Source organism: Streptomyces sp. NPDC050610 (genome assembly GCF_040654875.1).
Classification (GTDB): Bacteria; Actinomycetota; Actinomycetes; order Streptomycetales; family Streptomycetaceae; genus Streptomyces.
The window spans coordinates 60,073-84,743 of record NZ_JBFAIV010000003.1 but is presented as its reverse complement, the minus strand read 5'-3'; the positions used below and the strand labels follow the sequence as shown (position 1 = coordinate 84,743).

The following is a 24,671-nucleotide window of genomic DNA, read 5'->3' as shown; positions in this document are numbered from 1 at the left end:
GAGACATCGCACGCCCCGCGGCCGCGAATCCCGAATCCCCAGCGCGGACACGCAGGCCGCAGCCGGTAGTCCAGAGGGCGGCCCCGGCCTTACTCGGTGCGCCGTCCGAGGCGCAGGACACTCAGGTAGCGGCGGGAGGCTCGGTCGCCCATCCGCGTGCGGACGCGCTCGGCGATGGCGCCGAGCAGAGGTTCGCGGACATCCCGGTCGAGCCTCCGGTACAGCGACAACGAGCGAAGGTGATCAGCGAAGCCGTCCCCGTTGAACCACTGAACGGTCGGGTACCAGCGCACGGCCGGCGAGCCGAACAGTCCTCCGGGACCGTCGGCCAGGCCCCAACCCCCGTCGGCGGTGCGCACGTCCTCCTCCAGCGGGGGATGACCCCAGCCGGGGCTTCCGGGGCAGAACCGCTCGTGGAGATCGGCGGTCTCGGCATACACCTCCGGCTCTCCCGGCCGGCGGACGACGACGTGGCCGAGCAGTGCCGCCCAGCCTCCGGGATGGAGTACGTCGTGCGCTCGCCGCCAGCCGATCGACGGGTCGACCCAGTGCCACGACGACGCGGCCACGAGGACATCGAAGCGTCGACCGCGGTCGTCCCACTCCTCGAACGTCGACGTCTCGACTTCGGCGTTGCGAAGGGAAGCGAGCCGCCGGCGAGCGAGTGCGGCCATGCCCGGGCCCGGCTCGACGGCGGTCACCGAACATCCGAGCGCTGCCAGCGAGCGCGTCGCCTGACCGGTACCGCAACCCACCTCCACCACCGACGACCTTTCGGTCATGCCGGTGAGGGTGACAAGGTCCGCGAACAGTTCGCCGGGGTACCCCGGCCGGACCCGGTCGTAGAGCTCGGGCACCTCGTTGAACACCCGGCCGAGGCCATGTCGATTCGGGTGCGTCCGCGGATCATCAGTCACGAGTGCGCAAGCTATGAGGCTCGTCCACGGGGACACCACTGGTTTAACGGCAGCCGAGGCGCGTCGCCGCGTCAGCGCAGGGTGTATCCGCCGTCGGGGTACAGCGTCGACCCGGTCGTATAACCGTTGGTGAAGAGGAAGAGCACCGCGTGCGCCACCTCGTCCTCCGTACCGAGCCGGTGCAGCACGGTGTCGTGGCGGTACTGCGCGAACGCGGCCTCCCGGTCCGGCGCCGGCCGGTGGGCCCAGAGATTCCCGTCGATGGTGCCGGGCGAGACGACATTGACGCGCACCGGCGCGAGTTCCACGGCGAGCCCGCGGCCCAGCCCCTCGATCGCGGCATTGCAGGCCGCGTAGGCCGGTGCCGGGCCGGGCGGTCGCGCCCCGGCCGCCCCCGCCATGAGCACGACCGACCCGTCGGGCGACAACTTCGGTGCGGCGTGCCGCACCGCGTGGTACTGACCCCAGAACTTGGAGACGAAGGGACTTTCGGCATCCTGCGCACTGAGCTCCCGCAGCGCGCCGACGCGGTAGGACGCCGCAGAGGTGAACAGGTGATCCACCTGGTCGAGCCCGCCGAAGAACTCCGCGAGCGACGCCTCGTCGGTCACATCGACGGTCCGCCACCGCGTACCGCCGCCCAACTCCCGCGCCGCCGCGGCGAGACGCTCCGCCGTACGACCGCCCAACACCACACGCGCTCCGGCGGCGACGGCCTGGTGAGCCACGCGCAACCCGATTCCCGAACCCCCACCGATCAGGACGACGGCGCGGTCGCTGAGCAGGCTCTCCTGCGATGGACGAGCGGACGGTGACGACATGAAGCACGCTCCTTGGTTTGCTCCTGGCGGGGACGGACCAGCACGGTGAACGCCCTTGATCCATTTACTGATGATTTCAGAATCAGACTCTCTGTGAGGTCCTTGCCGTAGAGCTGGAGACGTCGCAGACCGGTCACGTGGTAGGCATGGGCAAATGATCGGTCGCCTCCCGCTCGACGAGCAGTTTGCCGCCCTGAAGTCCGCGCTGGCCCGTAATGAGGTGCTGGTGGAGGTGCTGAACCGCACGGCGGGGCTGGGGCTGCCCGACTGGTACGTGACGGCGGGGTGCCTGTTCCAGACCGTCTGGAACGTGGTCACGGACAGGCAGCCCACCACCGGAATCAAGGACTACGACGTCTTCTACTTCGACGACCGTGACGTGTCGTGGCAGGCGGAGGACACGGTGATCAAGGCCGCGCGCGAAGCGTTCGCCGGGCTGCCGGCGGAGGTCGAGGTCGAGGTCGAGGTCCGCAACGAGGCCCGTGTCCACCTCTGGTACGAGCAGAAGTTCGGCGTCGCGTGCGCTCCGCATGCCTCCACGGAGGCGGCGATCGACAGCTTCGCCGCGACCACGTGCTGCCTGGGTGTGCGACTGGAGCCGAGCGGCCGGTGGCGCGTCTATGCGCCGCACGGCCTCGCTGACGTATTCAACCTCGTCGTACGCCCCAACCCGGTGCTCGCCCCGCGCGAGGTGTATGAGACCAAGACGGCCCGCTGGCAGCAGCAATGGCCTGAGCTGACCGTTCTCGACTGGCCGTCGCGGCCTGCCGGCCTGATGCCTTCTTCGTCTTGAGACGCGCGGCCGCGCGGGCCGGCCGACAGGTCCGCGCGCCCCTGTAGTCGCGGGTGCGCCGCGTGCCGGCAGCTCGCCGATGCCGAGAATCCCGTGCGGACCACGGTCCTGCTGCGTACGTTGCGAAGTCTGTCCGTGAAGATCAACACGCACCCCGTCGGAGCGATGTCACCGGCGCGCAGTGAGAAATGGGCCTGGGCCGGGCTCGGAAGCAGGCCCTCCGCTCGAAGGGGATACGGCGAGAGAAAGAAGGAGGACTTACCGTGCACGCAGCAGCGGAGGCCGCTACCAAGCAGGTCGTCACCGGCTTCATCGACGCGATCAACTCCCGCAGGGCCGAGGGCTTCCCGCGTTACCTGGCCGCCGACGTGATCGACCACAACAAGATCATTCATGGTGAGGCGAACGAGCCCGGCGCCGCGTTCGACGGGTTCCGGCAGCAGCTCGACGCCTTCGGCGTCTTGAACGCGGCCCCCCAGCAGTTGATCGCCGAGGGCGACACCGTCGCAGCCCGCATGCTGGTCTCCGGAACGCACACCGGCCACCACTCGCGGATGCCCGAGCCCACCGGGCGCTCCTTCGAGGTCGAGCAGATCTGGATCTTCACGGTCCGGGACGGCCGGATCGCCGAAATCCGCGCCGTCAGCGATCGCCTCGGCATGTTCCTCCAACTCGGCTGGGATTGGCCCGCGGCCGACTGACTGAGCTTTGCCCTGGCCAACGGATTTGTCGTCGGTCACGGATACGGCAGTCGTCCAGGAGCCCTGGGGTCAGACGGTCACGCTGTCTTCTTCGAGAAGCCGACGTGCGGCGTCCCGTAGCGGATGACGACGGTGGGGAAATCCGGTCGACAGGCGGCCTGCGGCGCACTGTGATGGCCCTTGCTGCTCGCCGCGCGGGCGGGCCGGCTCAAGGAGCTGTTCTTGGCGACCGAGAGAACCGCGGACCCCCGCCCCTCGATCGATGCCGCACTGGTCAGACGCCTGGTCGATACGCAGTTCCCGCAGTGGGCCGAGGCGCCCCTGGAACTGCTCGACCCGGCCGGCTCGGACCATGTGATCTACCGGTTGGGCGAGGAGTTGTCCGTCCGGCTGCCCCGTCATATCGATGCCGTCGGGCAGGCCGGGAAGGAGTCCGAGTGGCTGCCCCGGCTCGCCCCGCACCTGCCCCTGGCGGTCCCTGTGCCCGTGGAGGTGGGGGAGTCCGGCTTCGGTTATCCGTGGCCGTGGGCGGTCTCCCGCTGGCTGGACGGAGAGGTGGCGACCGTCGAGGCACTGGCCGATTCGTCCGCGGCCGCCGTCGAACTGGCCGAGTTCCTGACCGCCCTGCAACGGTTCGAGCCCGAGGAGATTCCGGCCCGGGGAGCCCGGGAGGATCTCACCGTCCGGCCGCTGGTCGCGCGGGACCGGGCTACGCGGGCCGCCATCGAGGAGGTCGCCGGAGAGTTCGACGTCGCGGCCATGACCGAGTTGTGGGGCGCGGCGATCGGCGCCCCCGGATGGGACGGTCCTCCGGTCTGGCTCCACGGCGACTTCCACACCGGCAACCTGTTGACCGTCGACGGCCGCCTCAGCGCGGTCATCGACTTCGGCGGACTCGGCGTCGGCGACCCGGCCTGCGACCTGATGATCGCCTTCACCCTGATGTCGGCCGGGAGCCGGGCCGCCTTCCGAGCCGCGCTCGGCGTGGACGACGCCACCTGGCTCCGGGGCCGCGGCTGGGCGCTGGCCACGGCCCTGAACGCCTATACCTGCTACGCCGCAGGCAACCCCCGCATCGCCGCGCAGACCACCCGTCAGATCACCGCGGCCCTCATCGGCTGAGCGGCCGGAACCACCGACAACAAGCTCCTCGTCCTGCGGCCACACCGGCACCGGCACATTCGACCTCCGCTGTGCGGCACCCGACCCCCGTCAGCCTTCCCGCCCCGGCGAGCACGGCCCGTGGCACGGCCTGCCCGCAGAGCGTCCCCGGCTTCCCGGTGTGGCCGCAGGTGCGGGCGCCGCCCCCGCGCGGCATGCTGAGTCCGAGCGCGATGTCCGTTCTGTCCCCTGATGTGAGGAGAGCGGCGGTGTCTGCGGGTTCTCTCGCCATCAAGAGCGCACGCGCCGTCACGGCCGGGTACGGCCCGGCGGGCCGGGCCTTCGGCCGTCTGGTCGCCACTGACGAACTCGTGGAGGACATCGCCCCGAAACGTCACCCGAAGGAGCCCCAGGACACGAAGGAGCCCCAGGACACGGCCGGGGACGTCCCCGCGTCCTTCATCCGGGAGAAGCTGGGCATCGAGTCCGTCGCGACGACACACACCACCGACGCCCTGACGGCCCAGGCTCTGGCAGATGATCCCGGCGGCGGCACGGCCGGGCCCGCGCATCCCCTGTTCAACCCGGACATCGACGCGATGACGACCCAGGCGCTGCGCCTGGCCCTGGACGACCACACCCGCGTCTCCCGCCGGCCGGGGAGCCCGCCGGGAACGCTCGCCGGGCACATCCACGTGTCCTGGTCGGGCGACGACCGGCTGATGTTCGCGCTCGCCGAAGCGCGCCGCGACGTCGGATGGCACACGCCCGGCCTGTCGTCCCTGCACATCCTGTCCGGGTGCGCGGGGCTGTTCGAAGCCCTGGACTACGCCCAGTACCTCCTGCACCACGCGGCCGCCCGGAACGACGAGAACGCCCTGGTCTTCCTCACCGCGAGCAACGACCTGTCCGCCATCGCCCACACCCGCAGACCCCTCCCCGCCCCGCAGAACGAGGACCTCGACCAGTGGCTCTTCCCGGCGATCTTCGGAGAAGGAGCGGGCGCCATCGTTCTGGGACACCCGGACCGCGATGGTGGGGACTGGGTCATCGAGGACTACGGGGCCGAGCCGGTCACGGAGGACTGGCGCGTGACCATGCCGCCCGACCAGAACACCCCCCACATGGTCATCAGAGCACGCGGCGTCGGCGCCACCTACCGCACCCACGTCCCCCTCGCGGCGCGGCGCGGACTCGCCGCGCTGCAACTGGACACGTTCGACGAGCTGCACCGGCTCTGCCTCCACGAATCCAACCCCCGCATGCTCGCCGAGGTCGCCGCCGGACTCGGCGCGCCCGGCGCCGCGGTGCACAGCATCAGCTCGACCGTGGGAACCCTGGCCGGCGTCTCCGTCTTCGCCCTCCTCGACGAGGCCTTCCACTCCCACCGGCAGTCGCCCGACGCCCGTGACGCCATCGTCTGCGCGCTCATCGGCGACGTCGGCGGATCAGTCTCGGCCGGCCACGCTTCCCTCCGCTACAGCCGACCCCGATAGAGGTCTGGAGCAGTGCCCTTGTACCCCACGTGTTGTCGCCCTGTCAGCGTGACGCCCACGACCGTCGCGGCCGGCCGAGCGGCTGTTCGAGGGACGTCCCCGCTGTCCTCCGTTCGCCGGAAACGCGGCGGCGACGGGTCCGCACTGGGCGGGGACGGGCACTGCACTGCTCGGTGTAGGCTGCCCGCGGAGGTTTCAGATGAGCGCTGCGGGAATGGAAAAGACGGTCCGCGAAGGGTCGGCGCAGAAGCGGGCCGCGATCCTCGCGGCCGCTCGCGAACTGTTCGTACGGCAGGGGGTGGACCGTGCCAGCATGGATGCCATCGCGGCCCTGGCCGGGGTGTCCAAGCGCACCGTGTACGACTACTTCGGTGACAAGCGGAGCCTCTTCGTGGCCATCCTCGCCGACGTGTCCCAGTCGCTCGCGGACACTGCGTGCCGGGCGCTCGAAGAGCACCTCCCGAAGGACGCGCGGATCACGACGGTGCCGCGGCTGGAAGAGGCGCTCACCGCTCTGGCCGTCGACCTCGGCGCCTCGATCGTCGGCTCCGCCGACTACGCCGCCGGGTTCGCCCTCGTCGCGCAGGAGCGCCTGCGGACGCCGATGACCGACGACGACATCGCGACGGCGGCGGTCGAGGAAGTGTTCATGGAACGCATCGCCCTCTTCGCCGATGCCGGGCTCCTGGACATGGACGACCCGCGCGTGGCCGTCTCCCAGTTCCTCGCGCTGACCGTGCTGCTGGCCTACGAACGCCAGCCGATCCCCGCCAAGGTCGATCCGCAACGAACCCGCCGCATCATGATCGACGGAGTCCACACCTTCATCCGCGCGTACGGCGCGCGCTGACCGCCTGTCCTCCCTCCGGGCTCGGCTGCGGACGGCCGCGACACGCGGGGCGCCCTCCGTCCGTACGGTCACCGCAGGCCGCCGGAAGCGGGCGGCTTCAGGTGAGGGGAGAGAACGGCGTCGGCCAGGCGATCAACGAGGTCGCTTCGAGGATCTGCTCCGGAGCGCCGGGCGGCGGCCACTGCCCGGTCGCGTAGAGGTCCTGGCGGAGGGCGACACGCTCGTCGAGGCTCTTGAACGGCCAGATCTGGATGATGCGGTCGGGGCCGTCCAGCGCGTACATCACCACGGTCAGCGGGTCGACGCGGTGCCTTCCCGGCAGCGCCTTTCGCCAGCCCGCGATCGTCGCGGGCAGGCCGCCGGGCCGGAGGTGGTAGTCGCGGATCTCGTACACCGGCCCGAACTCGCCCGTACGCACCGGCGGTACGAAGGGGAACGGCGCGAAGCTCTGCATCGTCAGATCCGTCAGGTGATCACCGGCGCCGAACGGCCGGTCGCCGGCGCGCGCCCGCATCCGCTCCCGCGCCAGTTCCGCGTCGTCGGTGAAGGCGCGCAGGACGAGGATGCGCCCGAGCGGACCGTTCTCCGTCTGCCAGCAGCCGAGGAACCTGCCCTGCGCGTCAGGGCTGTTGACCCACGGCTCGATACCGGCGGCCGCCCGCTCGCCGTCGAGCAGGCGGAAAGCCAGGGTCGTCAGTTCGTACCGGATGTTCTGCTGCTCCTGGCCGACGTCTTCCCCGCTGATCGGCACGGGCTGTGTCATCGCTGTGCTGCTCCTCTCGTCCTCTGCACGCTCTCCGGCTCCTCTTCAGCGCGCCGTGACCGGCGTTGTGCCGGCAGAGTCGTCACGTCCGTCACCGTGAACAACCCCTGGCCGGGGACGTGTTCCCCGCCAGAGCCGGGCATCGTGATTCCAGCTCGCCGTCGCGCCGTGCGTACGGTCGGCAGTTCGGGGAGGCGCTCGCCCCCGAACGCGGGGCGAGGGGCCGGCGTCGCCCGCGCAGGTGCGGGGCCTCCCGTTCCACCGACCGATGTCAGGTAGTGGTCAGTTCCTCGATCCGTTCGGCGAAGCCGGGGGTGGGCAGGGGGAGGTCGACTTCGTCGACGTACTCGACCGCGTTGGTGACATAGCAGACGACGGCCTCGGTGGCGGTGGGGGCCGGGCAGCCGTCCATGACGACCTCCAGGTCGATTCCCCAGGTGACGACGGTGTCGTACGCGCCGGCGACGCCGGTCCGGCGGTGCCCCGCCCGGTCGGCGACCGTGGCCGCGTCGGCATTGGCGTCGGCGTCGGCCTGCGCGTGCCACCAGGCGGCCTCGTGCACTTCGGCCAGTGCCATGTGGTGCAGGAAGAGGCAGTACGAGGCGGAGGTGTCGCCGGCGCCGGCCGCGTACTGCCACCAGAAGCGGGCGCTGTCCTCCCGCCCGGCCAGTTGCAGGACGCAGGCCAGCACCCTCGCGCCGGCCGGCTCCGGGAGGCGGGCCGCCCCGATGAACATGGTCATCTGATGCAGCGCCTCGGGCTGGCCGACCACCAGCCGGCACAGCCGCCGCAGGTCCTCGGCGGCCTCCCGCATCTGCCGCGCCTCGGCCTGCTCCCGGTCGCTGCCGCGCGGCGGCCGGCCGAACGCCTCCTCCAGCCGGACCGCGGGCTGGAGGGCGTCGTCGAAGGAGAGCGCGCCGCGCAGCAGCTGGTCGGCCAGCCGCGCGGCCACCCGGGCCTCGCCGGCCGCGACTTCCTGCGCCGTGTACGGGGCGGACCGCAGCCGCGCCGTCGCCAGTTTCTCGGCCAATGCCTGGTCAGTCTTCGAGGCGGGCATCGTCGGCTCCTTCCTCAAGCAGCCCCAGCTCCTGGCGGAGCCTGCGCCGCGCGTACCGGGCGGTGGAGCGGACTCCGGCCTCGGTGATTCCGAGGGTGCGGGCGGTCTCCGCGGTGCTGTAGTCCAGGCTGTAGCGCAGCAGCATGACGTCGCGCTGCCGCTCGGGCAGGGTTCCGATGGCCTGGTAGAGCGCCAGGGAGTCTTCGAGCGCGCCGATCGGGTCGATGACCGTGTGCAGGGTGTGGGTCTCGAACGCGGCGAAGTCGACGACGACCGGGCGCCGGCCGCGGGCCCGGGCGAAGTCGATGGTGCGGTTCTTGACCACCTTCCACGCGTACGCCTCGGCCACCGGCTGCCTGAGCACCAGCGGCCACTGGATGCACAGCTGCTCGAAGGCCTGGTCGACGGCTTCCTCCGCGTCGTGCCGGGAGCCCAGGTAGAGCTCCGACCAGCGGACGTAGGCGCCGCGGTAGAGCTGGTGGAAGGCCTGGAAATCGGCGGGCAGGCCGGGAATCGCGACCACGCCGGGGTGCTGCCGGCCGAGGTAGCCGTCGGGGTCGTCGCTCACCGCAGCCTCCTGCCGCCACGCTCGCGGGCCTCGGCGCGGGCCAGTTCACTGGCGCCCGCCCGTACCGAGACGGCGGCGAGCCGTCGCAGCAGCATCCGTACATCAGCGCCGATCACGCGCATCGCGACCAAGGCCACAGCCCAGTCACGCACGAGATGAACATTCACGGACCTTGGAGTCCCCTCCAGTTGTCACCGGCGGTGCCTCCCCGTTCAGCACCGAAGGGCTTTCGAGCCCTCTGACACCAATAGCGTTCACCGGCGCGTCAGCGTGCATCGGATAACAGTAAAATCTTACGGAGCGCTACTCGCCGGTTACCCATGTGATCAACTAGTGGAACGCGGCCCTGCCTTCGGGTGGCGGCAGCGGCTGCCTCCTTGTGGTTCCGCACCCGGTGATGTTCCAGGCGGGGAACAGCAGCCTGTCGCCGGTCTCCGCGTCCGCGGCGGCGAGGAGCAGGGCAGTGGCAGCCGGGGGCCTTGGTTCGCCGTCAGCCGGGCATGGTCCGGCCCCGCTGAACCCGGCGTCGCGGAAGATCTCCACGTCCACCAGCGGGTCGGTGCGCCCGCGCTCGTACCGGATCAGCGCGAGCAGCGCGGCCGGCGCGGTCCAGCCGGTGCTCGGCCCCTTGAGGAACGGTGCGCCACCGCGCGCTGCACCTTCCTGCACCCTGCCGCCCGGTTGTGGCTCGCGGAGTGGTCGCGCACCTGCGCGCCGTGGACGCCGCGTACCCCGAGGCTCCGGAACTCCGTGAACTCCTCGCCGAACTCGACGAGCGGAGCGAGGAGTTCGCGGGCCTCTGGCGGTGCTACGACGTCCGAGCCCGTACGAACGGCCGCAAGGTCTACGGGCATCCGCACGCCGGGCGGATGGCGCTGACGTACGAGGCTCTCGACGTGCCCCGTAGCGGCGGACAGTGCCTGGTGATCTACCAGGCGCCGCCGGGCAGCAGGGACCACGACGCCCTGCTGCTCCTGGCGGCCTCAGCGGCATGCGCGCCCGGGCCGGGTCGCCTGGGCGGAAGTGCCGCTCGTCCGGCACCGGTCCTGCCCGGGTGACCTGCTTCCCCGGGGACTTCCTCTCCGGTGGCTTCCTCTCCGGTGGCTTCCTGCCCGGGTGACGTCTCGTCAGCGGAGGTCGCGGATGAGATCGCCCATGATGGCGTCCACCCTGTCGGAGTCGAACGTCTCCGATCCGATCAGCAAGGTCACCGCCCGTCGCCCGTCATCGGTGACCGCGTTTCTCACCTTGTGGCCGCTCTCCATATAGCCGCTGTGGCCCCAGGTGACGAACCCCGGGACGCGCTCGTAGTGCTCCACGCCCAGGCCGTACCGCTCGCCCGACGAGCCGTCCGGAACGGTCTGCTTCATCTCGGCGAGCTGGGCCGGGGCCAGCAGTCTCCCGGACAGCAGCGCGGTCCAGAAAGCGGTCACGTCGCGACCGGTGGAGACCAGCGCCCCCGACGCGTCGGCCGCGGAGGTGTTCCACTCCGTCCTGTCCACCAGAGTGCCGTCCCGGTCCACGTAACCTCGCAGATCCGGTTCGGGGAGCGTGGTCCGGTCGCCGGGCCAGTAGGTCCCGCTCAGTCCGAGGGGCTTGATGATGCGCTGCTCGATCTCGGTACCGATGCCGTGGCCGGTGACCTTCGCGACGATCAGGCCGGCCAGGTTGTAGTTGGTGTTGGAGTAGGAGAAACCGTCGGGAGTCCGGTCATCGGGCGGGGGCAGGGCCAGCGCCTGCTCGACGGTCCGCAAAGGGTCGAAGTGATCCCAGCGGTGCGCGTCCAGGTCGTCCCAGAACGGCGCGTCCAGGTAGTCGGGCAGGCCGCTGGTGTGCCGCAGGAGCTGCCGGACCGTGATCTTGCGCCCGTCGTAGCGCTCGTTGCGCACGAGACCGGGGAGGTAGCGGTCGACGGAGTCGTCGAGCTCGACCTTGCCCTCGCCGACGAGCTGGAGCACGACCGTAGCCGTCCAGGTCTTGGTGTTGCTGGCTATCCGGCTGTGCTCGCCGCCGCCGACCGCGCGGCCCGTCGCGAGATCGGCGAGGCCGACGCCGCCGCTCCATTCGCCGCAGCGCGGGCTCTTCACCGCCACGCTGATCCCCGAGGCGCCGACTTCCCCGAGCGCCTTCATCGCCGTCCGGACGGGTCTGAGGTCGCACCGCGGCGCGTCGGCCGACGCGGCGGGCGCCGTCACCAGAGAGGCGGTGAACGCCACGGCCGCGACGGCACCGGTTCCGTATCGCATGATGCCTCCTTTGGTAGGAGTGATGAATGCGGGGACGGGTTGGTTCCGCCGGGGCGCCGGCCCGCTGCTGACCGGCCACCGGTCGGCCATTGGCTGGCGCCGGGCCGCGCCGCGAAGCGCGGTGGCCACGTGGAGCCCGGGCCGCGCCGCGCCGGGCCGGGCCGGGCCGGGCCGGGCCGGGCCGGGCCGACGGCGGCGGGGCCCGGTTACGTCACGAACGGGTTCTGGTCACGCCACCAGACGCAGCCAGGCCGCGGCGAGTGCGGCGTGACCGGCCGGTGTGGGGTGTACGCCGTCCGCGGCCCAGTGCTCCGGTCCGGTCGTCGCGGCGAGTTCGGCGAACAGGCCGTCGGCGGCCAGCAGATGCGCGTTGTACTCACGCGCGAGCGCGCGTACGGCCTGGATCTTCGGGTCGAGGTCGGCGCGCCACTCCTTCTGGCCCTCTATTCCGACGAGTGAGTCGACGACCTCCAGGACGCGGGGGATCGGCAGGAGGAACGGTTCGATGAGGATCAGGTCGACGCCGGCCTCGGCGAGAGGCGCCAGCAGGCGGCCGTAGCCTGCCGCGTACTCGTCCGCGGTGATCACGTAGCCCTCCGGCGCGTACGTGTGCCAGCCGACGTCGTTGACGCCGACGAGGATCGACACCACGTCGGGGCGCGCGTCGAGCACATCTTTCTGCCATCGGGCTTCGAGATCCATCACCTTGTCGCCCGCGATCCCGGAGTTCAGCCAGGTCACGGGCCGGTCCGGGTGCCGGAGCCCCCACTCGCCCGCGATGCGGAGCGGATAGCCGAATCCGAGCCCCTCCTCACTGTCCAGCCGTTGGCAATCGGTGATCGAATCGCCGGTGAACAACACGGTGCTGCCCGGGCGGATGGTGATCGTCATGCGTACTCCTGAAATTCGGCTGAGATTGGTATTCGGGTTGCTATTGGGTCGGGGTCGGGGTCGGGTGGGCTGGGGTCGGGGGAGGGGAATTCAATGTGGGTGGTTGCGTACCGGAAAGGCTGATGGCTTCAGGCGCCCGGACTTCCGAACCAACGGACGGCAGCCCGCTCGAAAGCCGCACGGTCAGGTTCGCGATCACCCACCCAGGCGACCGCGCCATCGGGCCGGATGAACACGGCGCCCAGCCCGAGGTCGTCTCTCGCCGAACCGGCTACGTACCGCAGCTGGCTCTTCCAGCCCATCGCGGAACCGTGCAGGCATTGGTCGACGCTGAAATCCAGCACGACGCCGCGCCCGTCCCGCATCAAGCCGCCGACGCGAGTACCGTCCTCAAGACGCAGATCCGGGGCGTTGCGGCCGACCAATGGGTGATCGCCGCCGAAGTCGTAGCGCTGGGAAGCCCCCGATATCCTCTGGAACGCGTAGGTCGTTCCGTCACGGGTCCCGAGCAGATCGCGCATCACCCGCTGAATCGCCTGGCTGTGCGGGTCCGGGCGCATGGCCGCCGCCTGGGCGCGCGTCCAGTCGAGAACCGCCGCGCCGACCGGATGCCGCTCATGGGTGTAGGTGTCGAGAAGCCCGTCCGGCGCGTGCCCGTGCGCCGTCGCGGCGAGTTTCCAGCCCAGGTTCATGGCATCGCCGAGGCCGAGATTGAGCCCTTGTGCGCCAAGAGGGGAGTGGATGTGAGCGGCGTCGCCCGCGAGCAGGACGCGGCCCCGCCGGTAATTCGTCGCCTGCTTCGCCCGATCGGTGAAGGTGGATACGAGCTGGATATCGTTCAGTGTCACGTCGGTGCCGGATACCCGGCGCAGAACCGCCTGGAGATGTTCGCGACTCGGCTGCTGAGAGCGGTTGAAAGCACCGCCGTCGCATTCCAGCATGCCGACGTACCCTTCCGCGCCCGTCCGGAGGTACATGCCCGTCGGCGTCAGCTGGAACCCCGGGCGCAGTTTCCCGGGATCGGCGATGGTGGCCAGCATGGCGTAACCCGTGAACTGCGGCTCGGTGCCGACGAATTCGAAACCCGCCGACCGGCGCACCGTGCTGCGTCCGCCGTCGCAGCCGACGAGCCGGCGCGCCGCGTATTCCCGCTCGCCGGCCCGTACGACCACGCCCTCGTCGTCCTGGGCGATGGCCGTGACCGGCACGCCACGCCTGATCTCCACGCCGAGCGCGGCCGCTTGCTCGGACAGCACCGTCTCGACCGCTTCGAGATGCGTCATCAGACTCTCCGTCGCCCGGCCGGGAAGCCGGAACGGCAGCGCGGCGACGTCGACGTCGGCCGGATCGAGCATCATGCCGGCGAAATGGCCCACGCTGCGTGGAGGTGACGGCTCATCGGCGTCGAGGTCCGTATCGAGGTCCGTATCGAGATTCGTGTCGAGGCCCTCGTCGGGAGCGTCGTGGATGCCCGACGCCCTCAGCAGCCGTCCCAGCATCCCGCGGCGGCGGAACGCCTCGACCGACGCGGCGGACAGGCCGCGCATCCCGAGAGGGTGTGCTTTCCAGGGGGAGCGAAGATCCGGTTCCCGCTCCAGCACCAGGACGGAGCAGCCCGCCAGGCCGAGTTCGCAGGCCAGGAAGAGACCGACCGGGCCGGCGCCCACGATCGCCACGTCCACCGCATCTCCTGCGTCGGCCATGCCTGTCACGCCGTTCCTGCCTGCGTGCACGAGAACTCGATTCCCTTCCGAAGAGCTATGGCAACGTTCGGATCGGCGCGTGAATTCGGGGATCGGCCGGGTGAGGGGATCACCGTCCGAATACCGTGGTTCATCGGGTCCGCTCGTCCTGGGTGAAGAAATCGATGGCGTCCTGGGGCGTGGCGTTATCGGCTGCCGCGGATTCCGCGGCGGCCGCGGCGCTGCGGGCGAACATCACCTGCTCGTACGAGGTGAGCGCGGCCTCGACGTCGTCGGGGTGCGCGGCGAGGGCCTGGCCGAGTTCGGCGGCGTCCAGCATGGCGAAGTTGGCGCCTTCTCCGTCCTGGGCCGCCAAGTGGGCCGCGTCCCCGAGAAGAGTCACCCCCGCCACCCGGTCCCAGCGGTGTCCGCCCGGCAGCGCGTAGCGGGGGCGCAGGGTCGGCGCGGTATCGCTATCGGTGATCAACGCGGTGAGTTCCGGCGCCCAGCCGTCGAATTCGGCCGCGATCCGCGCGGCAGCCGCGCCGCCGTCGGTGGAGTCGGTGAAATCTATATCGGCGAACCACTCCTGCGGCTTGGGCAGTATCGCGTAGGTGTGCAGGGTCCCGCCGCTTTCCCGGTGAGCGTGGATTTCCTGTCCGCTCGGGTCGAGCGCGATCATCGTCCCGTCGCCGACCGCTTTCGCGGCGGCGGGGTGGCGGGTGTCGGCGTCGAACAGCCAGGTCTCGACGAACGACACCCCGGTGTACTCGGGTGCGGCGTCGGAGAGCAGCGGCCGGACCTGTGACCACGCGCCGTCCGCGCCGACCAGCAGGCTCGTGGTGACGCTGGTGCCGTCGGCGAAGACCACCTCGTGGCGTCCTCCGCCGAGGGAACGGGCGCCGCTGACCTTATGACCCCACCGGACCGTGCCGACCGGGAGCGAGTCGAGCAGAATCCGCCGCAGTTCGCCGCGCTGCACCTCGGGTCGGCCGCCCGTACCGTCGTCCGCCTTGTCGAGCAGGACGTTCCCGGTCCGGTCGAGGATGCGCATCGCCTGGCGGCCCTCCAGGATGATGCCGCGAAACTCGTCCATCAATTCCGCTGCTCGCAGCGCCAGTTGGCCGTTGTAGTCGTGGATGTCGAGCATCCCGCCCTGCGTACGGTCCGTAGGAGACACCTCCGCCTCGTAGACCGTGGACGGGATGCCGTGTACGTGCAGGACGCGGGCCAGCGTGAGGCCGCCCATTCCGGCGCCGATGACCGCGACAGGGCTGTTCATGGTGGTGGTTCCTCCGGGATCGAGGCCGCCCGGTACGCTCCGGCCGGCCGCCTCTGGGATGTCGGACGCCCAGAGACTGACCCGGGCCGCTCACACGGGGCGCACACCGCACTGACAGCGATGCTCACGGCGCTGACACCGGCCCATACCGCGCCGACACCAGCACGCGTGAGCACCGACACCGGCTTGCAACGCCCGGACCGTCAGGCCGCCGCCCTGATTTGGGGACCGGACGCCGCGCACGCGAAGATCGGGGGATGGACGGGGATACGCGGCTTCGCGTCACGCTGCTCGACGCCTTTCAGGCATCTCGCGGGGACGCCGCCCTGCCCGTTCGGGGCGCGCGGTTGCAGGGGCTGTTCGTACGGCTGGCGCTCGCCGGCGGGCGTACGGTCGAGCCCGCGGTCCTGGTCGAGGCGATCTGGCCCGAGGAGCCGCCGGCCGGCCCGGCCCACGCCCTGCAAGCCCTCGTCTCACGGCTGCGCCGGGCCCTCGGCGCGGCCGGCGACGTCGCGCAGGCCGCGGGCGGCTACCGGCTGGCCGTGGAAGCGGCCGACGTGGACGCGCTGCGGTTCGAACAGCTCGCCGCCGCCGGGCGCGAACGGCTGCGCGCCGGCGACCCGAACGCGGCGGCGGCCGTACTCGGCGAGGCCGTGGCGCTGTGGGGCGACCGCCCCGGCGCCGAGCCCGCAGCCGTCGCCGCGGTGGCGCCCGCCGCCGCGACCCGGCTGGCCCACGCCTCGGTCGACGCCGTCGCTGACCTCGCCGCCGCCGAACTGTCCCTGGGCCGCGCCGACGCGGCCGCCGCCCGCCTGACCGCCCTGCTCGCCGAGCAACCCGTCCACGAGCGGGCGGCAGCGCTGCTCATGGACGCGCTCGCCGCCCAGGGACGCCAGGCCGATGCCCTCGCCCTGTACGAGCGGGTCCGCGAGACCCTGGCCGACAGCCTCGGCGCCGATCCGGGCGCAGCCCTCCGCGAACGCCACCTGAGCCTGCTGCGCGCGGAGCGGCCCGCCGCCCCGGCCGCCGACGTCAAACGGCCGTCTCCAGCCGTCGATACTGCGCCTCCGGCCCTCGACACGGATCGGACCGGCCCGAGCAACCTGCCCGCGCCGCTGACCAGCTTCATCGGGCGCGACGACGACCTCGCCCGGATCGACGCGCTGCTCGCCGCCGGGCGCCTCGTCACCGTGCTCGGCCCCGGCGGCGCCGGCAAGACGCGCCTCGCCGTCGAGGCCGCCCGCCGCCACCGCCACGAGTACCGCGACGGCGCCTGGATGATCGACCTCGCCTCCGTCACGGAGCCGGCCAAGGTCGGCGCGGCCGTGCTCGCCGGGACCGGGCTGCGCGGCGGCGCGATGTTCGAGGCCCGGACGCGGATCGAGGGCGATGAACTGGACGTACTCGCCGACCGGCTCGGCGGCCGGGAGAGCCTGCTGCTCGTGGACAACTGCGAGCACCTGATCGACGCCGTGGCCCACCTGCTCGCGGCGCTGCTCTCCCGCTGCTCCGGGCTGCGTGTGCTCGCCACGAGCCGCGAACCCCTCGCGGTCGACGGTGAGGCGCTCGTACCGCTCGGCCCGCTCCGGCTGCCCGGCCCGGACGACGGCGTCGAGGAGACCCGGGGGGCGGCGGCGGTACGCCTGTTCGCCGAGCGGGCCGCGGCCGTACGCCCCGGCTTCGAGGTGGACGGGGGGACGCTGGCCGAGGTCCGGCGGGTGGTCCGCGGCCTGGACGGGATGCCGCTGGCCCTCGAACTGGCCGCGGCCCGGCTGCGGACGCTGTCGCTGCCCGAGCTGGCCGACGGGCTGCCCGACCGGTTCCGGCTGCTCACCACCGGCAGCCGCACCGCGCTGCCCCGGCACCGCACGCTGCGCGCCGTCATCGCCTGGAGCTGGGAGCTGCTGAGCGAGTACGAGCGTACGGTCGCCGAACGCGTATCGATCCTGCCCGGCGGCGTCACGCCGGCCTCGGCCACCGCGGTCTGCGCGGGTACCGCGGTGCCGGCCGCCGAGATCCCCGAGCTGCTCGCGGGCCTGGTCGACCGGTCGCTGCTGCAACTCGCGCCCGAACCGGGCCGCTACCGCATGCTGGAGACGCTGCGCGAGTACGGCGCCGACCGCCTGGCCGATACGGGCGGCCTCGGGGCCGTACGCGACCTGGCCGCCGGGTACTTCGCCGAGCTGGTGGCCCGCTGCGAGCCGCGGCTGCGCGGGCCCGGCCAGCCGGCCGCCATGCGTGAGATCAGCGCCGAGTACGACAACACGCTCGCCGCCCTGCGCCGCCGGTGCGACGCCGGAGACGCCCCCGACGCGGTCGCCCTCGCCCTGAACCTGACCTGGTACTGGCAGATGTTCGACCGGCACTCCGATGCGGCCTACTGGCTGGGCGAGGCGCTGGCGGTGCCCGGCGGCGAGCCGTCGCCCGATCGCGACTGCGCCCGCGCGATCCACCTGCTCAACCGGCTCGGCCCCCGGACCGGGGCGTCCGCCGCCGAGGCCGCGGGCGACCGGGCCGAGCTGCACGAGCTGGCCGACCGGCTGCTCACGGACCCGGAGCTGCCCGGTCCGTACGGCGCGCTCATCGCGCTCCCGTTCGCGTTCCTGCAAGAGGAGAAGACCACGCCCGCGATCATCGAGCACCTGGCCGGGGGCGATGACGTGTGGCTCTCCGGACTGGCCCGCATGTTCCGGGCCAGGTTCGCCGAGAACGCGGGCGAGCTGGAGAGTACGCGTACCGACGTGGAGGCGGCCCTGGCCTGCTTCCGGCAGGTCGGCGACCTCTGGGGGCAGGCCAACGTGCTGCCGATGCGCGCCCAGCTGCGGCAGTACGACGGCGACCTCGACGGCGCGCTGGCCGACCTGCGCGAGGTCCGGGCGCTGGAGGGCGAGTTCGGCGCGCTCAGCCTCAGCGACGAGGCGTTCAGCGACCTGCGCTGGATCGACCTGCACCTGCGGCGCGGCGACACCGACCGGGCGACCGCGACGATCGACTCGGCCCGGGGGCGAGCGCTGCGCGCGAACATGCCGGAGATGCTGATCCTGGTCGACGTGTGGGAGGCCCTCCTCCTGGTGCGGCTCGGCGACCTGGACCGGGCGCGGGAACTGCTCGACGCCGCCGAACCGGGTCTGCGCGGCGCCGCGCCGTTCCCCGGCGACCACGCGCGGGCGCTGCTCGGGAGCGTACGGACCTCGCTCTGCCTGGAGTCGGGCGACCTCGCCGGCGCGCGGCGGGCGCTGGCGGCGACGTACGCGGCGGCGCTGGCGACCCGGGACATGCCGATCCTGTCGCTGGCGGCGGTGAACGCGGCCGCGCTCGCCGACGCGTACGGGCGGCATCACGAGGCCGCCGTCCTGCTCGGCGCGGCATCCCGGCTGCGCGGCGCTCACGACCGTACGGACCGTCAGGTCCGCGCCCTCACCCGCCGGGGGAGGGTCGCGCTGGGGGAGAAGGTCTTCGACGCGGCGTACGGGAGGGGATGGGGGCTGGACGGGAAGACGGCGGTGGGGGCGGTCGATCCGGTGCTGCTGGCACGGGAGTTGAGGGGGAATCAGCCGAGTCCCGAGTGACTCGACTCGACTCGACTCGGCTGGTTGGGAAGGGTGGCTGACGTCCCGTCAACATCGGGCCCCTTCTGCCGGCCCGCGCGCCCTCGGCCTGTTCGCGCCCGTGAGCGCCCCTCGCTCCCTCCGGCGCGCTGCTTGACGACGATGGCGCCAGGGAAGACTGGCTGCCGCGCGCCGAAACCTCAGCGTGCCGACATGGGGGCCGTCATGACCACGACGAGGACATCGGCGCACAGGCCGCGAGCGGGCGTCGTGCTCGCCGCGTTGACCACCATCGCGGCGGTGGCGGGCTGCGGCGGCCCGGGCGGGGGCGGCGGGGCCTCCTCGCCCCATCGGCAGCCTTCGAAGTCCACTTCCGAACAGCCCACCTCCGGGGAGGCGTCGGCGGCGGTGTCGGCGGCGGACGGGCGCGACGTCGGCGCTTGTGCAGACGGCGACTGCGAGATCGCGGTATCCGAGCCGGTGTCGTTCCGTTTCAAGGGCCCCGCGGGACCGGCGACCCTCTCCGTGACCGAGGTCGGCGTCAACAAGATCGAATACACGGTGAAATCGGGCAACGGCCGCATCGGAGGCGGGGCGACCGGCCGGGGGCAAGGGTGCCTCACCGTCGTCCGCAGCACCGGTGGCGGCAGCTCCTGCGGGGGCCTTGGGCCCGCGGCCCGGCCGAGCCCCCAGCCCCACGCCGTGGTGATCCAGGCGGCGACCGGCGCGGACGGTACGGCGACCCTCGACATCGTGTCCGGCTGACGGCCATTCAGCGCGGGCTGCCCACGACAAGTGCGTCGAGCACGTCGAGCGCGTACGAGCCCTCGGCGTCGGCGCGTACGAGCCCTCGGCCCGGAAGGGGACCCGGAAGAGGGCCCGGAAGGCGGCTCGATCCCGGACGTCCCGCGTCGGGCGCGTACGGGCGGCCCGGGAAACGGCTCGGCCTTGTGTGCCGACCTGTCATGGTCGGCACACAAGGCCGGTGACTCCTCCAGCGACTCCTGAGACGGACGTGCCGTAAGACTGACGTGCCCCACCTCGGGCCGGCGTGCCGCGCCTCAGGAGGACGCGCTGCGCCGCGGGCGGAAGTCCTCAGTCCGTGCCGGATTCCATCGCCACGCGGTCGAGGAGCTCCTCGTCGCCGGAGACCGCGCCGCGTGAGGCGATGGCCTCGGCGCCGCCCTGCGACATCGCGCCGATCAGCCCGGTCGAGGCCGCCTGGGCGGCGCCGACGAGCGCGGCCTGGCCGCTGCCGACCATGCCGAGGCCCGCGTACTGCTCCAGCCGGGCGCGCGAGTCGGCGATGTCGAGGTTGCGCATGGTGAGCTGGCCGATCCGGTCCACCGGGCCGAACGCCGAGTCCTCGGTGCGCTCCATCGACAGCTTGTCGGGGTGGTAGCTGAAGGCCGGGCCCGTCGTGTCGAGGACCGAGTAGTCCTCGCCGCGCCGCAGCCGCAGCGTGACCTCGCCGGTGACGGCCGCGCCGACCCAGCGCTGGAGCGACTCGCGCACCATCAGGGCCTGCGGGTCCAGCCAGCGGCCCTCGTACATGAGGCGGCCGAGGCGCCGGCCTTCGTTGTGGTACTGGGCGAGGGTGTCCTCGTTGTGGATCGCGTTGACGAGGCGCTCGTACGCGGCGTGCAGCAGCGCCATGCCGGGGGCCTCGTAGATGCCGCGGCTCTTGGCCTCGATGATCCGGTTCTCGATCTGGTCCGACATGCCCAGGCCGTGGCGGCCGCCGACGGCGTTGGCCTCCATCACCAGGTCGACGGCGGAGGCGAACTCCTTGCCGTTGATCGTCACGGGGCGGCCCTGGTCGAAGCCGATCGTCACGTCCTCGGCGGCGATCTCGACCGACGGGTCCCAGAACTTCACGCCCATGATCGGGTCGACGGTCTCGACACCCGTGTCCAGGTGCTCCAGGGTCTTGGCCTCGTGCGTGGCGCCCCAGATGTTGGCGTCGGTGGAGTACGCCTTCTCGGTGCTGTCCCGGTAGGGCAGCTCGTGGGCGAGCAGCCACTCCGACATCTCCTTGCGGCCGCCGAGCTCGGTCACGAAGTCGGCGTCGAGCCAGGGCTTGTAGATCCGCAGCTGCGGGTTGGCGAGCAGGCCGTAGCGGTAGAACCGCTCGATGTCGTTGCCCTTGAAGGTCGAGCCGTCGCCCCAGATCTGGACGTCGTCCTCCAGCATCGCCCGGACCAGGAGGGTGCCGGTGACGGCGCGGCCGATCGGCGTGGTGTTGAAGTAGGCGCGGCCGCCCGAGCGGATGTGGAAGGCGCCGCAGGCGAGCGCGGCGAGGCCCTCCTCGACCAGTGCGGCACGGCAGTCGACGAGGCGCGCGATCTCGGCGCCGTACGCCTTGGCGCGGCCGGGCACCGAAGCGATGTCGGGCTCGTCGTACTGGCCGATGTCAGCGGTGTAGGTACACGGGACGGCACCCTTGTCGCGCATCCAGGCGACGGCGACCGAGGTGTCGAGGCCGCCGGAGAAGGCGATGCCGACGCGCTCGCCGGTGGGCAGTGAGGTGAGGACCTTGGACATAGGAAGAGTATGCCTCACTATGCATGATCATGCAAAGCCCCGATCTGGTCTCCCGGTCGCGTCCGAGCGTACGGAGGGGCGGGGAGGGGGCAGGGGTGGGGGAGGGGTGAAAGGGGGGAGCGTCACCACTCCAAGGAGTGATGATGCTGCGGTCAACCGTTCATAGGGTGAATGTGCAGCCGGGGACGAGTCGAGACGCGTGCGGCGTTCCACCGCCGACCGGCTCGGACCGTTCCGACAAGCCGGACTCAGGAGGTCTTCATGCACAACACCCACGGGCGAGCGGCCGGACCGGGGGGCGGCGTCGACGACGGTGCGGCCTTCGACTTCATCGTGTGCGGCGCGGGCTCGGCGGGCTCGGTGGTCGCGGGGCTCCTCTCGGCCGACCCGGCCGCCACCGTGCTGCTCCTGGAGAGCGGCGGCGACGACGACTCGGACTTCGTACGCGACCCCGACCTGTGGCCCGCCAACTTCGGTACGGAGCGGGACTGGGCGTTCACGACGGAGCCCAACCCGCAGCTGAACGGGCGCCGTCTCGCCTACTCCATGGGGCGCGGGCTGGGCGGTGGCGGCAGCGTCAACGCCGGGGTGTGGGCGCGCGGCCACCAGGTGGACTGGGACGGCTACGCGGCCCGGGCCAAGGACGAGCGCTGGGGATACCGCGACGTACTGGCGGCGTACCGGCGCATCGAGGACTGGCACGGCGCCCCCGACCCCGGTCGGCGCGGCTCCGGCGGACCCGTGAGCGTACGGCCCTCGCAGGACGTGCACCCCCTGTTCTCCACCATGCTCGACGCCGCCGAGGCCCAGGGCATCCCGCGCTTCGACAGCGCGAACGGCGCCCTCATGGAGCAGGCCCGAGGGTGCTCCGTACGCGACGAGAACATCGAGGCCGGAGAGCGCCGGAGCCCGTACCGCGCCTACGTCGCCGACCACCTCGACCGCCCCAACCTCACCGTCCTGCGGAATACGACGGTCTCGCGCGTCCTCTTCGACGGCCGCACCGCCGTCGGCGTGGAGGCGGTGAGCGGGGACCGCGTCACGCGGTTCCGCGCCGCGCAGGAAGTCGTGCTCAGCGCGGGCGCGATCAACACCCCGGCCGTACTGCTGCGCTCCGGCATCGGCGACGAGGCCGGTCTGCGCCCGTTCGGCATCCCGGTCGTCCAGCACCTGACCGGAGTGGGCCGGAACCTGGACGACCACATCCGCTTCGGCTGCGTCTGGGAGACCCACGACATACCGATGCCGCCGCCCACGCGCAGCCAGGCGGTCTGCTTCTGGGAGGACGAGACGCGGCCCGGGTCGCCGGAATTCTTCCTGTACCTCTCTCCCACGGGCTCGGTGTCCCCCGAAAGCGCCGCCCAGTACCCGCTGCCGGAACGGGCGGTCACTTTCCTCCCTGGCATGCGGCAGCGCAGCAGGGGCCAGGTCTCCCTCGCGGGCACGGACCCGACGCTCTCCCCGCGCGTCGACACGCGTTTCCTCTCCGACCCCGACGACGTGACCTCGGCGCTGGCCTGCATCGCCATGGCCCGCGAGGTCGGCAACTCGACCGCGTTCGCCCCGTTCCTCAAGCGCGAGGTCGCACCCGCGAACTCGACCCGGGCCGAGGTCGAGAGCTTCCTGCGCAACGCGGTCGAGACCTTCTGGCACCAGTGCGGCACCGCGAGGATGGGCGTCGACGGCGACGCGGTCGTGGACGGGCGGCTGAGGGTGCACGGCGTCAGCGGGCTGCGCGTAGCCGACGCCTCCGTCCTGCCGCACGTCACGCTCGCCAACACGACGGCTCCGTGCGTCGTGGTGGGGGAGACGGCGGCGCGCATGATGCTCGCGGAGCACGGCGCCTGAGCCGGCTGCGTGCGCTCGGCGGTCTTACGGGCGCGGGTCGACCGTTGTACGGGCACGGGCCGACCGCTGTACGGGCACGGGTCGGCCTCACGCGTGGGGCCGGCCCGTGCCGTCGTGGCCGCTGCCACCCGTAACCGCTGGTCAGCGGCGTATGGCGCCGTACCCGTACCCGTACCCGTCTCCAGCGGCGTAAGCGGCCAGGCCATCGGCCATCCGCTGCATGAAGCGCGCCAGATACCACCGCCAGAACGGTCCCGAGAAGCGCGCCTTCGGTTCGAAGGCCGCCGACCAGACGATGTCGGTGCCGCCCTGCGGCGCCTGAGAGAGTTCGACGGTGCCCCGGTAGGACCGGAAGGGCCCGCTCTCGTTCTCGTACACGAACCGCCGGTCGGCGACGAGTTCGACGACGCGCTCGCGGGCGATCGCCTTGCCGGTACGGAAGACACGCACGTCGCCGACCTGCTGGGGGCCTTCGAGGACGCCGCCGCCCTCGGCCTCCGCGGCGTCGATCGCCGACCACGTCGGCCAGGCGGCCGCGTGGAGGAGAACGCCGAAGACGGCGAAGGGCTTCGCCGGCGACTGCGCGGTCACGGCATAGGTGCAGGGCTTGGTGAAAGGCATCGCCCCACGCTAGGACGGCACGGCCCGCTCGGGACATGCTCCGGATTGCGGACCTGTCGGCGAATTCCTGCGGTAGGCCGACGGCCGGACGCCGACGTGCGCGAGGAAGGCCGCGGACAGGCTGCCGGGGCCGGCGAATCCGCAGCGTCCGGCGATCTCCCCGATGGTGAGGCCGGTGCCGTCGAGCAGCCGCCGCGCCCGCTCGATACGCAGCCGCGTGAGGTACCGGTGCGGCGTCTCGCCGGTGGCTTCGCGGAACACGCGAATGAAGTGGTAGACGCTCAGGTTCACTTCGGCGGCGACCTCGGCGAGCGTCAGCGGATGGGACAGCCGCTCGCGCATGACCGCGATGCCGTGGCGCACCGCCGTGCGCTCGGGCCCCGGTACGCGCTGGTCCCGGCCTTGCGTCAGCAGGTGGGCGGTGAGGAAGGCCGCGGCCGACTCCGCGTACACGTCGTTCGCGCCCGTGGCCGCGGGCAGTGCGCGTACGACCTGTTCGACCAGCGCGTCGCCGGCCCCCAGCCCGGCAGCCAGCGCCTCGAAGTCCGGTCCCGGCAGGGCCAGTTCGGCCGCGACACGTTCCACGGCCGCGCGCGGGATGTGCACTTGGACGGTGTGCAGCGTGGACCTCGCGCAGTAACCGCGCACGGTCGGGCGGCCGGGCAGTACGAGCTCCAGCCGCCCGGCAACCCACCGCCGACGCGTCGCCCTCCCGCCGGCGCGCACCCGCATCTCCGCGTCCCCGCTCGTGCAGAGCACGAGATGCAGATCGGACACCCCGGGCAGCGGGAACTCCTCCGCCTCCCGGCTGTGCACGAACCGCTGTACCAGCAACGACCGCCAGCCGGCGTCCTGCCAGCTGCAGTAGGTGCGCCGGACGAACCTGTCCATGTCGATCCCGGCGTACGGCGCCAGGTCGAAGTCAGTCGTGTCGAACACCCC

The 24,671-nt window shown here is 71.9% G+C and carries 23 protein-coding genes; 9 read left to right on the top strand and 14 right to left on the bottom strand.

What is annotated here, in order from left to right:
- Positions 1 to 89: 89 nt before the first annotated feature.
- Together AB0I22_RS04720 and AB0I22_RS04715 are read right to left on the bottom strand one after the other, a co-directional pair.
- Entirely contained in the window at positions 90 to 917 is an 828-nt protein-coding gene (locus AB0I22_RS04720) for a class I SAM-dependent methyltransferase (protein WP_363129175.1), read from the bottom strand.
- Positions 918 to 988: 71 nt separating this feature from the next.
- Positions 989 to 1,738 (bottom strand): SDR family oxidoreductase, encoded by a 750-nt coding sequence (locus AB0I22_RS04715; protein WP_363129174.1) that lies wholly within the window; start codon positions 1,736 to 1,738, stop codon positions 989 to 991.
- Between the two features lie 154 nt (positions 1,739 to 1,892).
- Here AB0I22_RS04715 and AB0I22_RS04710 point away from each other — a divergent pair, with 154 nt between their 5' ends.
- The 5 genes from AB0I22_RS04710 (at position 1,893) to AB0I22_RS04690 (ending at position 6,679) form a co-directional block, all read left to right on the top strand.
- Positions 1,893 to 2,531 (top strand): nucleotidyltransferase family protein, encoded by a 639-nt coding sequence (locus tag AB0I22_RS04710; RefSeq protein WP_363129173.1) that lies wholly within the window; start codon positions 1,893 to 1,895, stop codon positions 2,529 to 2,531.
- A gap of 263 nt (positions 2,532 to 2,794) precedes the next feature.
- Positions 2,795 to 3,232 carry an ester cyclase gene (locus tag AB0I22_RS04705; protein ID WP_363129172.1) on the top strand — a complete coding sequence of 146 codons (438 nt, stop codon included), beginning with the start codon at positions 2,795 to 2,797 and terminating at the stop codon, positions 3,230 to 3,232.
- Positions 3,233 to 3,454: 222 nt separating this feature from the next.
- On the top strand, positions 3,455 to 4,354 hold the full coding sequence (locus tag AB0I22_RS04700; RefSeq protein ID WP_363129171.1) for an aminoglycoside phosphotransferase family protein: 900 nt from the start codon (positions 3,455 to 3,457) through the stop codon (positions 4,352 to 4,354).
- Positions 4,355 to 4,602: 248 nt separating this feature from the next.
- Positions 4,603 to 5,829 carry a hypothetical protein gene (locus AB0I22_RS04695; RefSeq protein ID WP_363129170.1) on the top strand — a complete coding sequence of 409 codons (1,227 nt, stop codon included), beginning with the start codon at positions 4,603 to 4,605 and terminating at the stop codon, positions 5,827 to 5,829.
- A 199-nt stretch (positions 5,830 to 6,028) separates the two neighbouring features.
- On the top strand, positions 6,029 to 6,679 hold the full coding sequence (locus tag AB0I22_RS04690; protein WP_363129169.1) for a helix-turn-helix domain-containing protein: 651 nt from the start codon (positions 6,029 to 6,031) through the stop codon (positions 6,677 to 6,679).
- Positions 6,680 to 6,776: 97 nt separating this feature from the next.
- On the opposite strand, the gene AB0I22_RS04685 is transcribed toward AB0I22_RS04690, so the two are convergent.
- The 5 genes from AB0I22_RS04685 to AB0I22_RS04665 all read right to left on the bottom strand — a co-directional run bounded on the left by AB0I22_RS04685 (position 6,777) and on the right by AB0I22_RS04665 (position 9,736).
- Positions 6,777 to 7,442 (bottom strand): NIPSNAP family protein, encoded by a 666-nt coding sequence (locus tag AB0I22_RS04685; RefSeq protein ID WP_363129168.1) that lies wholly within the window; start codon positions 7,440 to 7,442, stop codon positions 6,777 to 6,779.
- A 271-nt stretch (positions 7,443 to 7,713) separates the two neighbouring features.
- Entirely contained in the window at positions 7,714 to 8,499 is a 786-nt protein-coding gene (locus AB0I22_RS04680; protein WP_363129167.1) for a hypothetical protein, read from the bottom strand.
- On the bottom strand, positions 8,480 to 9,067 hold the full coding sequence (locus tag AB0I22_RS04675) for a sigma-70 family RNA polymerase sigma factor (protein WP_363129166.1): 588 nt from the start codon (positions 9,065 to 9,067) through the stop codon (positions 8,480 to 8,482). The genes AB0I22_RS04680 and AB0I22_RS04675 overlap by 20 nt, the downstream gene beginning before the upstream one ends.
- On the bottom strand, positions 9,064 to 9,219 hold the full coding sequence (locus tag AB0I22_RS04670; RefSeq protein ID WP_363129165.1) for a hypothetical protein: 156 nt from the start codon (positions 9,217 to 9,219) through the stop codon (positions 9,064 to 9,066). The genes AB0I22_RS04675 and AB0I22_RS04670 overlap by 4 nt, the downstream gene beginning before the upstream one ends.
- A gap of 178 nt (positions 9,220 to 9,397) precedes the next feature.
- Positions 9,398 to 9,736: a hypothetical protein gene (locus tag AB0I22_RS04665; protein ID WP_363129164.1), complete on the bottom strand. Its 339-nt coding sequence runs from the start codon at positions 9,734 to 9,736 to the stop codon at positions 9,398 to 9,400.
- Positions 9,737 to 9,750: 14 nt separating this feature from the next.
- Between AB0I22_RS04665 and AB0I22_RS04660 the strand changes: the two genes are divergently transcribed.
- Positions 9,751 to 10,125, top strand: a complete 375-nt coding sequence (locus AB0I22_RS04660) for a hypothetical protein (RefSeq protein ID WP_363129163.1) — start codon at positions 9,751 to 9,753, stop codon at positions 10,123 to 10,125.
- A gap of 69 nt (positions 10,126 to 10,194) precedes the next feature.
- Here the strand turns inward: AB0I22_RS04660 and AB0I22_RS04655 are convergent, their stop codons facing one another.
- The 4 genes from AB0I22_RS04655 to AB0I22_RS04640 all read right to left on the bottom strand — a co-directional run bounded on the left by AB0I22_RS04655 (position 10,195) and on the right by AB0I22_RS04640 (position 15,168).
- Entirely contained in the window at positions 10,195 to 11,313 is a 1,119-nt protein-coding gene (locus tag AB0I22_RS04655; protein ID WP_363129162.1) for a serine hydrolase domain-containing protein, read from the bottom strand.
- Positions 11,314 to 11,541: 228 nt separating this feature from the next.
- Entirely contained in the window at positions 11,542 to 12,204 is a 663-nt protein-coding gene (locus AB0I22_RS04650) for an SGNH/GDSL hydrolase family protein (RefSeq protein ID WP_363129161.1), read from the bottom strand.
- Positions 12,205 to 12,332: 128 nt separating this feature from the next.
- Positions 12,333 to 13,886: an FAD-dependent oxidoreductase gene (locus AB0I22_RS04645; RefSeq protein WP_363129160.1), complete on the bottom strand. Its 1,554-nt coding sequence runs from the start codon at positions 13,884 to 13,886 to the stop codon at positions 12,333 to 12,335.
- A gap of 151 nt (positions 13,887 to 14,037) precedes the next feature.
- Positions 14,038 to 15,168: an NAD(P)/FAD-dependent oxidoreductase gene (locus tag AB0I22_RS04640; RefSeq protein ID WP_363129159.1), complete on the bottom strand. Its 1,131-nt coding sequence runs from the start codon at positions 15,166 to 15,168 to the stop codon at positions 14,038 to 14,040.
- Positions 15,169 to 15,425: 257 nt separating this feature from the next.
- On the opposite strand from AB0I22_RS04640, the gene AB0I22_RS04635 reads away from it, so the two are divergent.
- Together AB0I22_RS04635 and AB0I22_RS04630 are read left to right on the top strand one after the other, a co-directional pair.
- A complete protein-coding gene (locus AB0I22_RS04635) occupies positions 15,426 to 18,737 on the top strand; it encodes a BTAD domain-containing putative transcriptional regulator (protein WP_363129158.1) in 3,312 nt (1,103 codons plus the stop codon).
- 204 nt (positions 18,738 to 18,941) lie between these two features.
- Positions 18,942 to 19,481: a hypothetical protein gene (locus AB0I22_RS04630; RefSeq protein WP_363129157.1), complete on the top strand. Its 540-nt coding sequence runs from the start codon at positions 18,942 to 18,944 to the stop codon at positions 19,479 to 19,481.
- Between the two features lie 330 nt (positions 19,482 to 19,811).
- On the opposite strand, the gene argG is transcribed toward AB0I22_RS04630, so the two are convergent.
- Positions 19,812 to 21,260, bottom strand: a complete 1,449-nt coding sequence (gene argG, locus AB0I22_RS04625; protein WP_363129156.1) for an argininosuccinate synthase — start codon at positions 21,258 to 21,260, stop codon at positions 19,812 to 19,814.
- 261 nt (positions 21,261 to 21,521) lie between these two features.
- Between argG and AB0I22_RS04620 the strand changes: the two genes are divergently transcribed.
- Positions 21,522 to 23,108 carry a GMC family oxidoreductase N-terminal domain-containing protein gene (locus AB0I22_RS04620; RefSeq protein ID WP_363129155.1) on the top strand — a complete coding sequence of 529 codons (1,587 nt, stop codon included), beginning with the start codon at positions 21,522 to 21,524 and terminating at the stop codon, positions 23,106 to 23,108.
- A 141-nt stretch (positions 23,109 to 23,249) separates the two neighbouring features.
- Here the strand turns inward: AB0I22_RS04620 and AB0I22_RS04615 are convergent, their stop codons facing one another.
- Both AB0I22_RS04615 and AB0I22_RS04610 read right to left on the bottom strand, forming a co-directional pair.
- Positions 23,250 to 23,729, bottom strand: a complete 480-nt coding sequence (locus tag AB0I22_RS04615; protein WP_363129154.1) for an SRPBCC family protein — start codon at positions 23,727 to 23,729, stop codon at positions 23,250 to 23,252.
- A 9-nt stretch (positions 23,730 to 23,738) separates the two neighbouring features.
- Complete coding sequence (locus tag AB0I22_RS04610) at positions 23,739 to 24,668, bottom strand: AraC family transcriptional regulator (protein WP_363129153.1); 930 nt, start codon at positions 24,666 to 24,668, stop codon at positions 23,739 to 23,741.
- Positions 24,669 to 24,671: the final 3 nt, after the last annotated feature.

Coding starts and splice junctions, on each gene's coding strand:
- AB0I22_RS04715 (WP_363129174.1), bottom strand. CDS start 1,738: ATGTCGTCACCGTCCGCTCGTCCATCGCAGGAGAGCCTGCTCAGCGAC.
- AB0I22_RS04710 (WP_363129173.1), top strand. CDS start 1,893: ATGATCGGTCGCCTCCCGCTCGACGAGCAGTTTGCCGCCCTGAAGTCC.
- AB0I22_RS04690 (WP_363129169.1), top strand. CDS start 6,029: ATGAGCGCTGCGGGAATGGAAAAGACGGTCCGCGAAGGGTCGGCGCAG.
- AB0I22_RS04685 (WP_363129168.1), bottom strand. CDS start 7,442: ATGACACAGCCCGTGCCGATCAGCGGGGAAGACGTCGGCCAGGAGCAG.
- AB0I22_RS04680 (WP_363129167.1), bottom strand. CDS start 8,499: ATGCCCGCCTCGAAGACTGACCAGGCATTGGCCGAGAAACTGGCGACG.
- AB0I22_RS04655 (WP_363129162.1), bottom strand. CDS start 11,313: ATGCGATACGGAACCGGTGCCGTCGCGGCCGTGGCGTTCACCGCCTCT.
- AB0I22_RS04650 (WP_363129161.1), bottom strand. CDS start 12,204: ATGACGATCACCATCCGCCCGGGCAGCACCGTGTTGTTCACCGGCGAT.
- AB0I22_RS04640 (WP_363129159.1), bottom strand. CDS start 15,168: ATGAACAGCCCTGTCGCGGTCATCGGCGCCGGAATGGGCGGCCTCACG.
- AB0I22_RS04635 (WP_363129158.1), top strand. CDS start 15,426: ATGGACGGGGATACGCGGCTTCGCGTCACGCTGCTCGACGCCTTTCAG.
- AB0I22_RS04630 (WP_363129157.1), top strand. CDS start 18,942: ATGACCACGACGAGGACATCGGCGCACAGGCCGCGAGCGGGCGTCGTG.
- argG (WP_363129156.1), bottom strand. CDS start 21,260: ATGTCCAAGGTCCTCACCTCACTGCCCACCGGCGAGCGCGTCGGCATC.
- AB0I22_RS04620 (WP_363129155.1), top strand. CDS start 21,522: ATGCACAACACCCACGGGCGAGCGGCCGGACCGGGGGGCGGCGTCGAC.
- AB0I22_RS04615 (WP_363129154.1), bottom strand. CDS start 23,729: ATGCCTTTCACCAAGCCCTGCACCTATGCCGTGACCGCGCAGTCGCCG.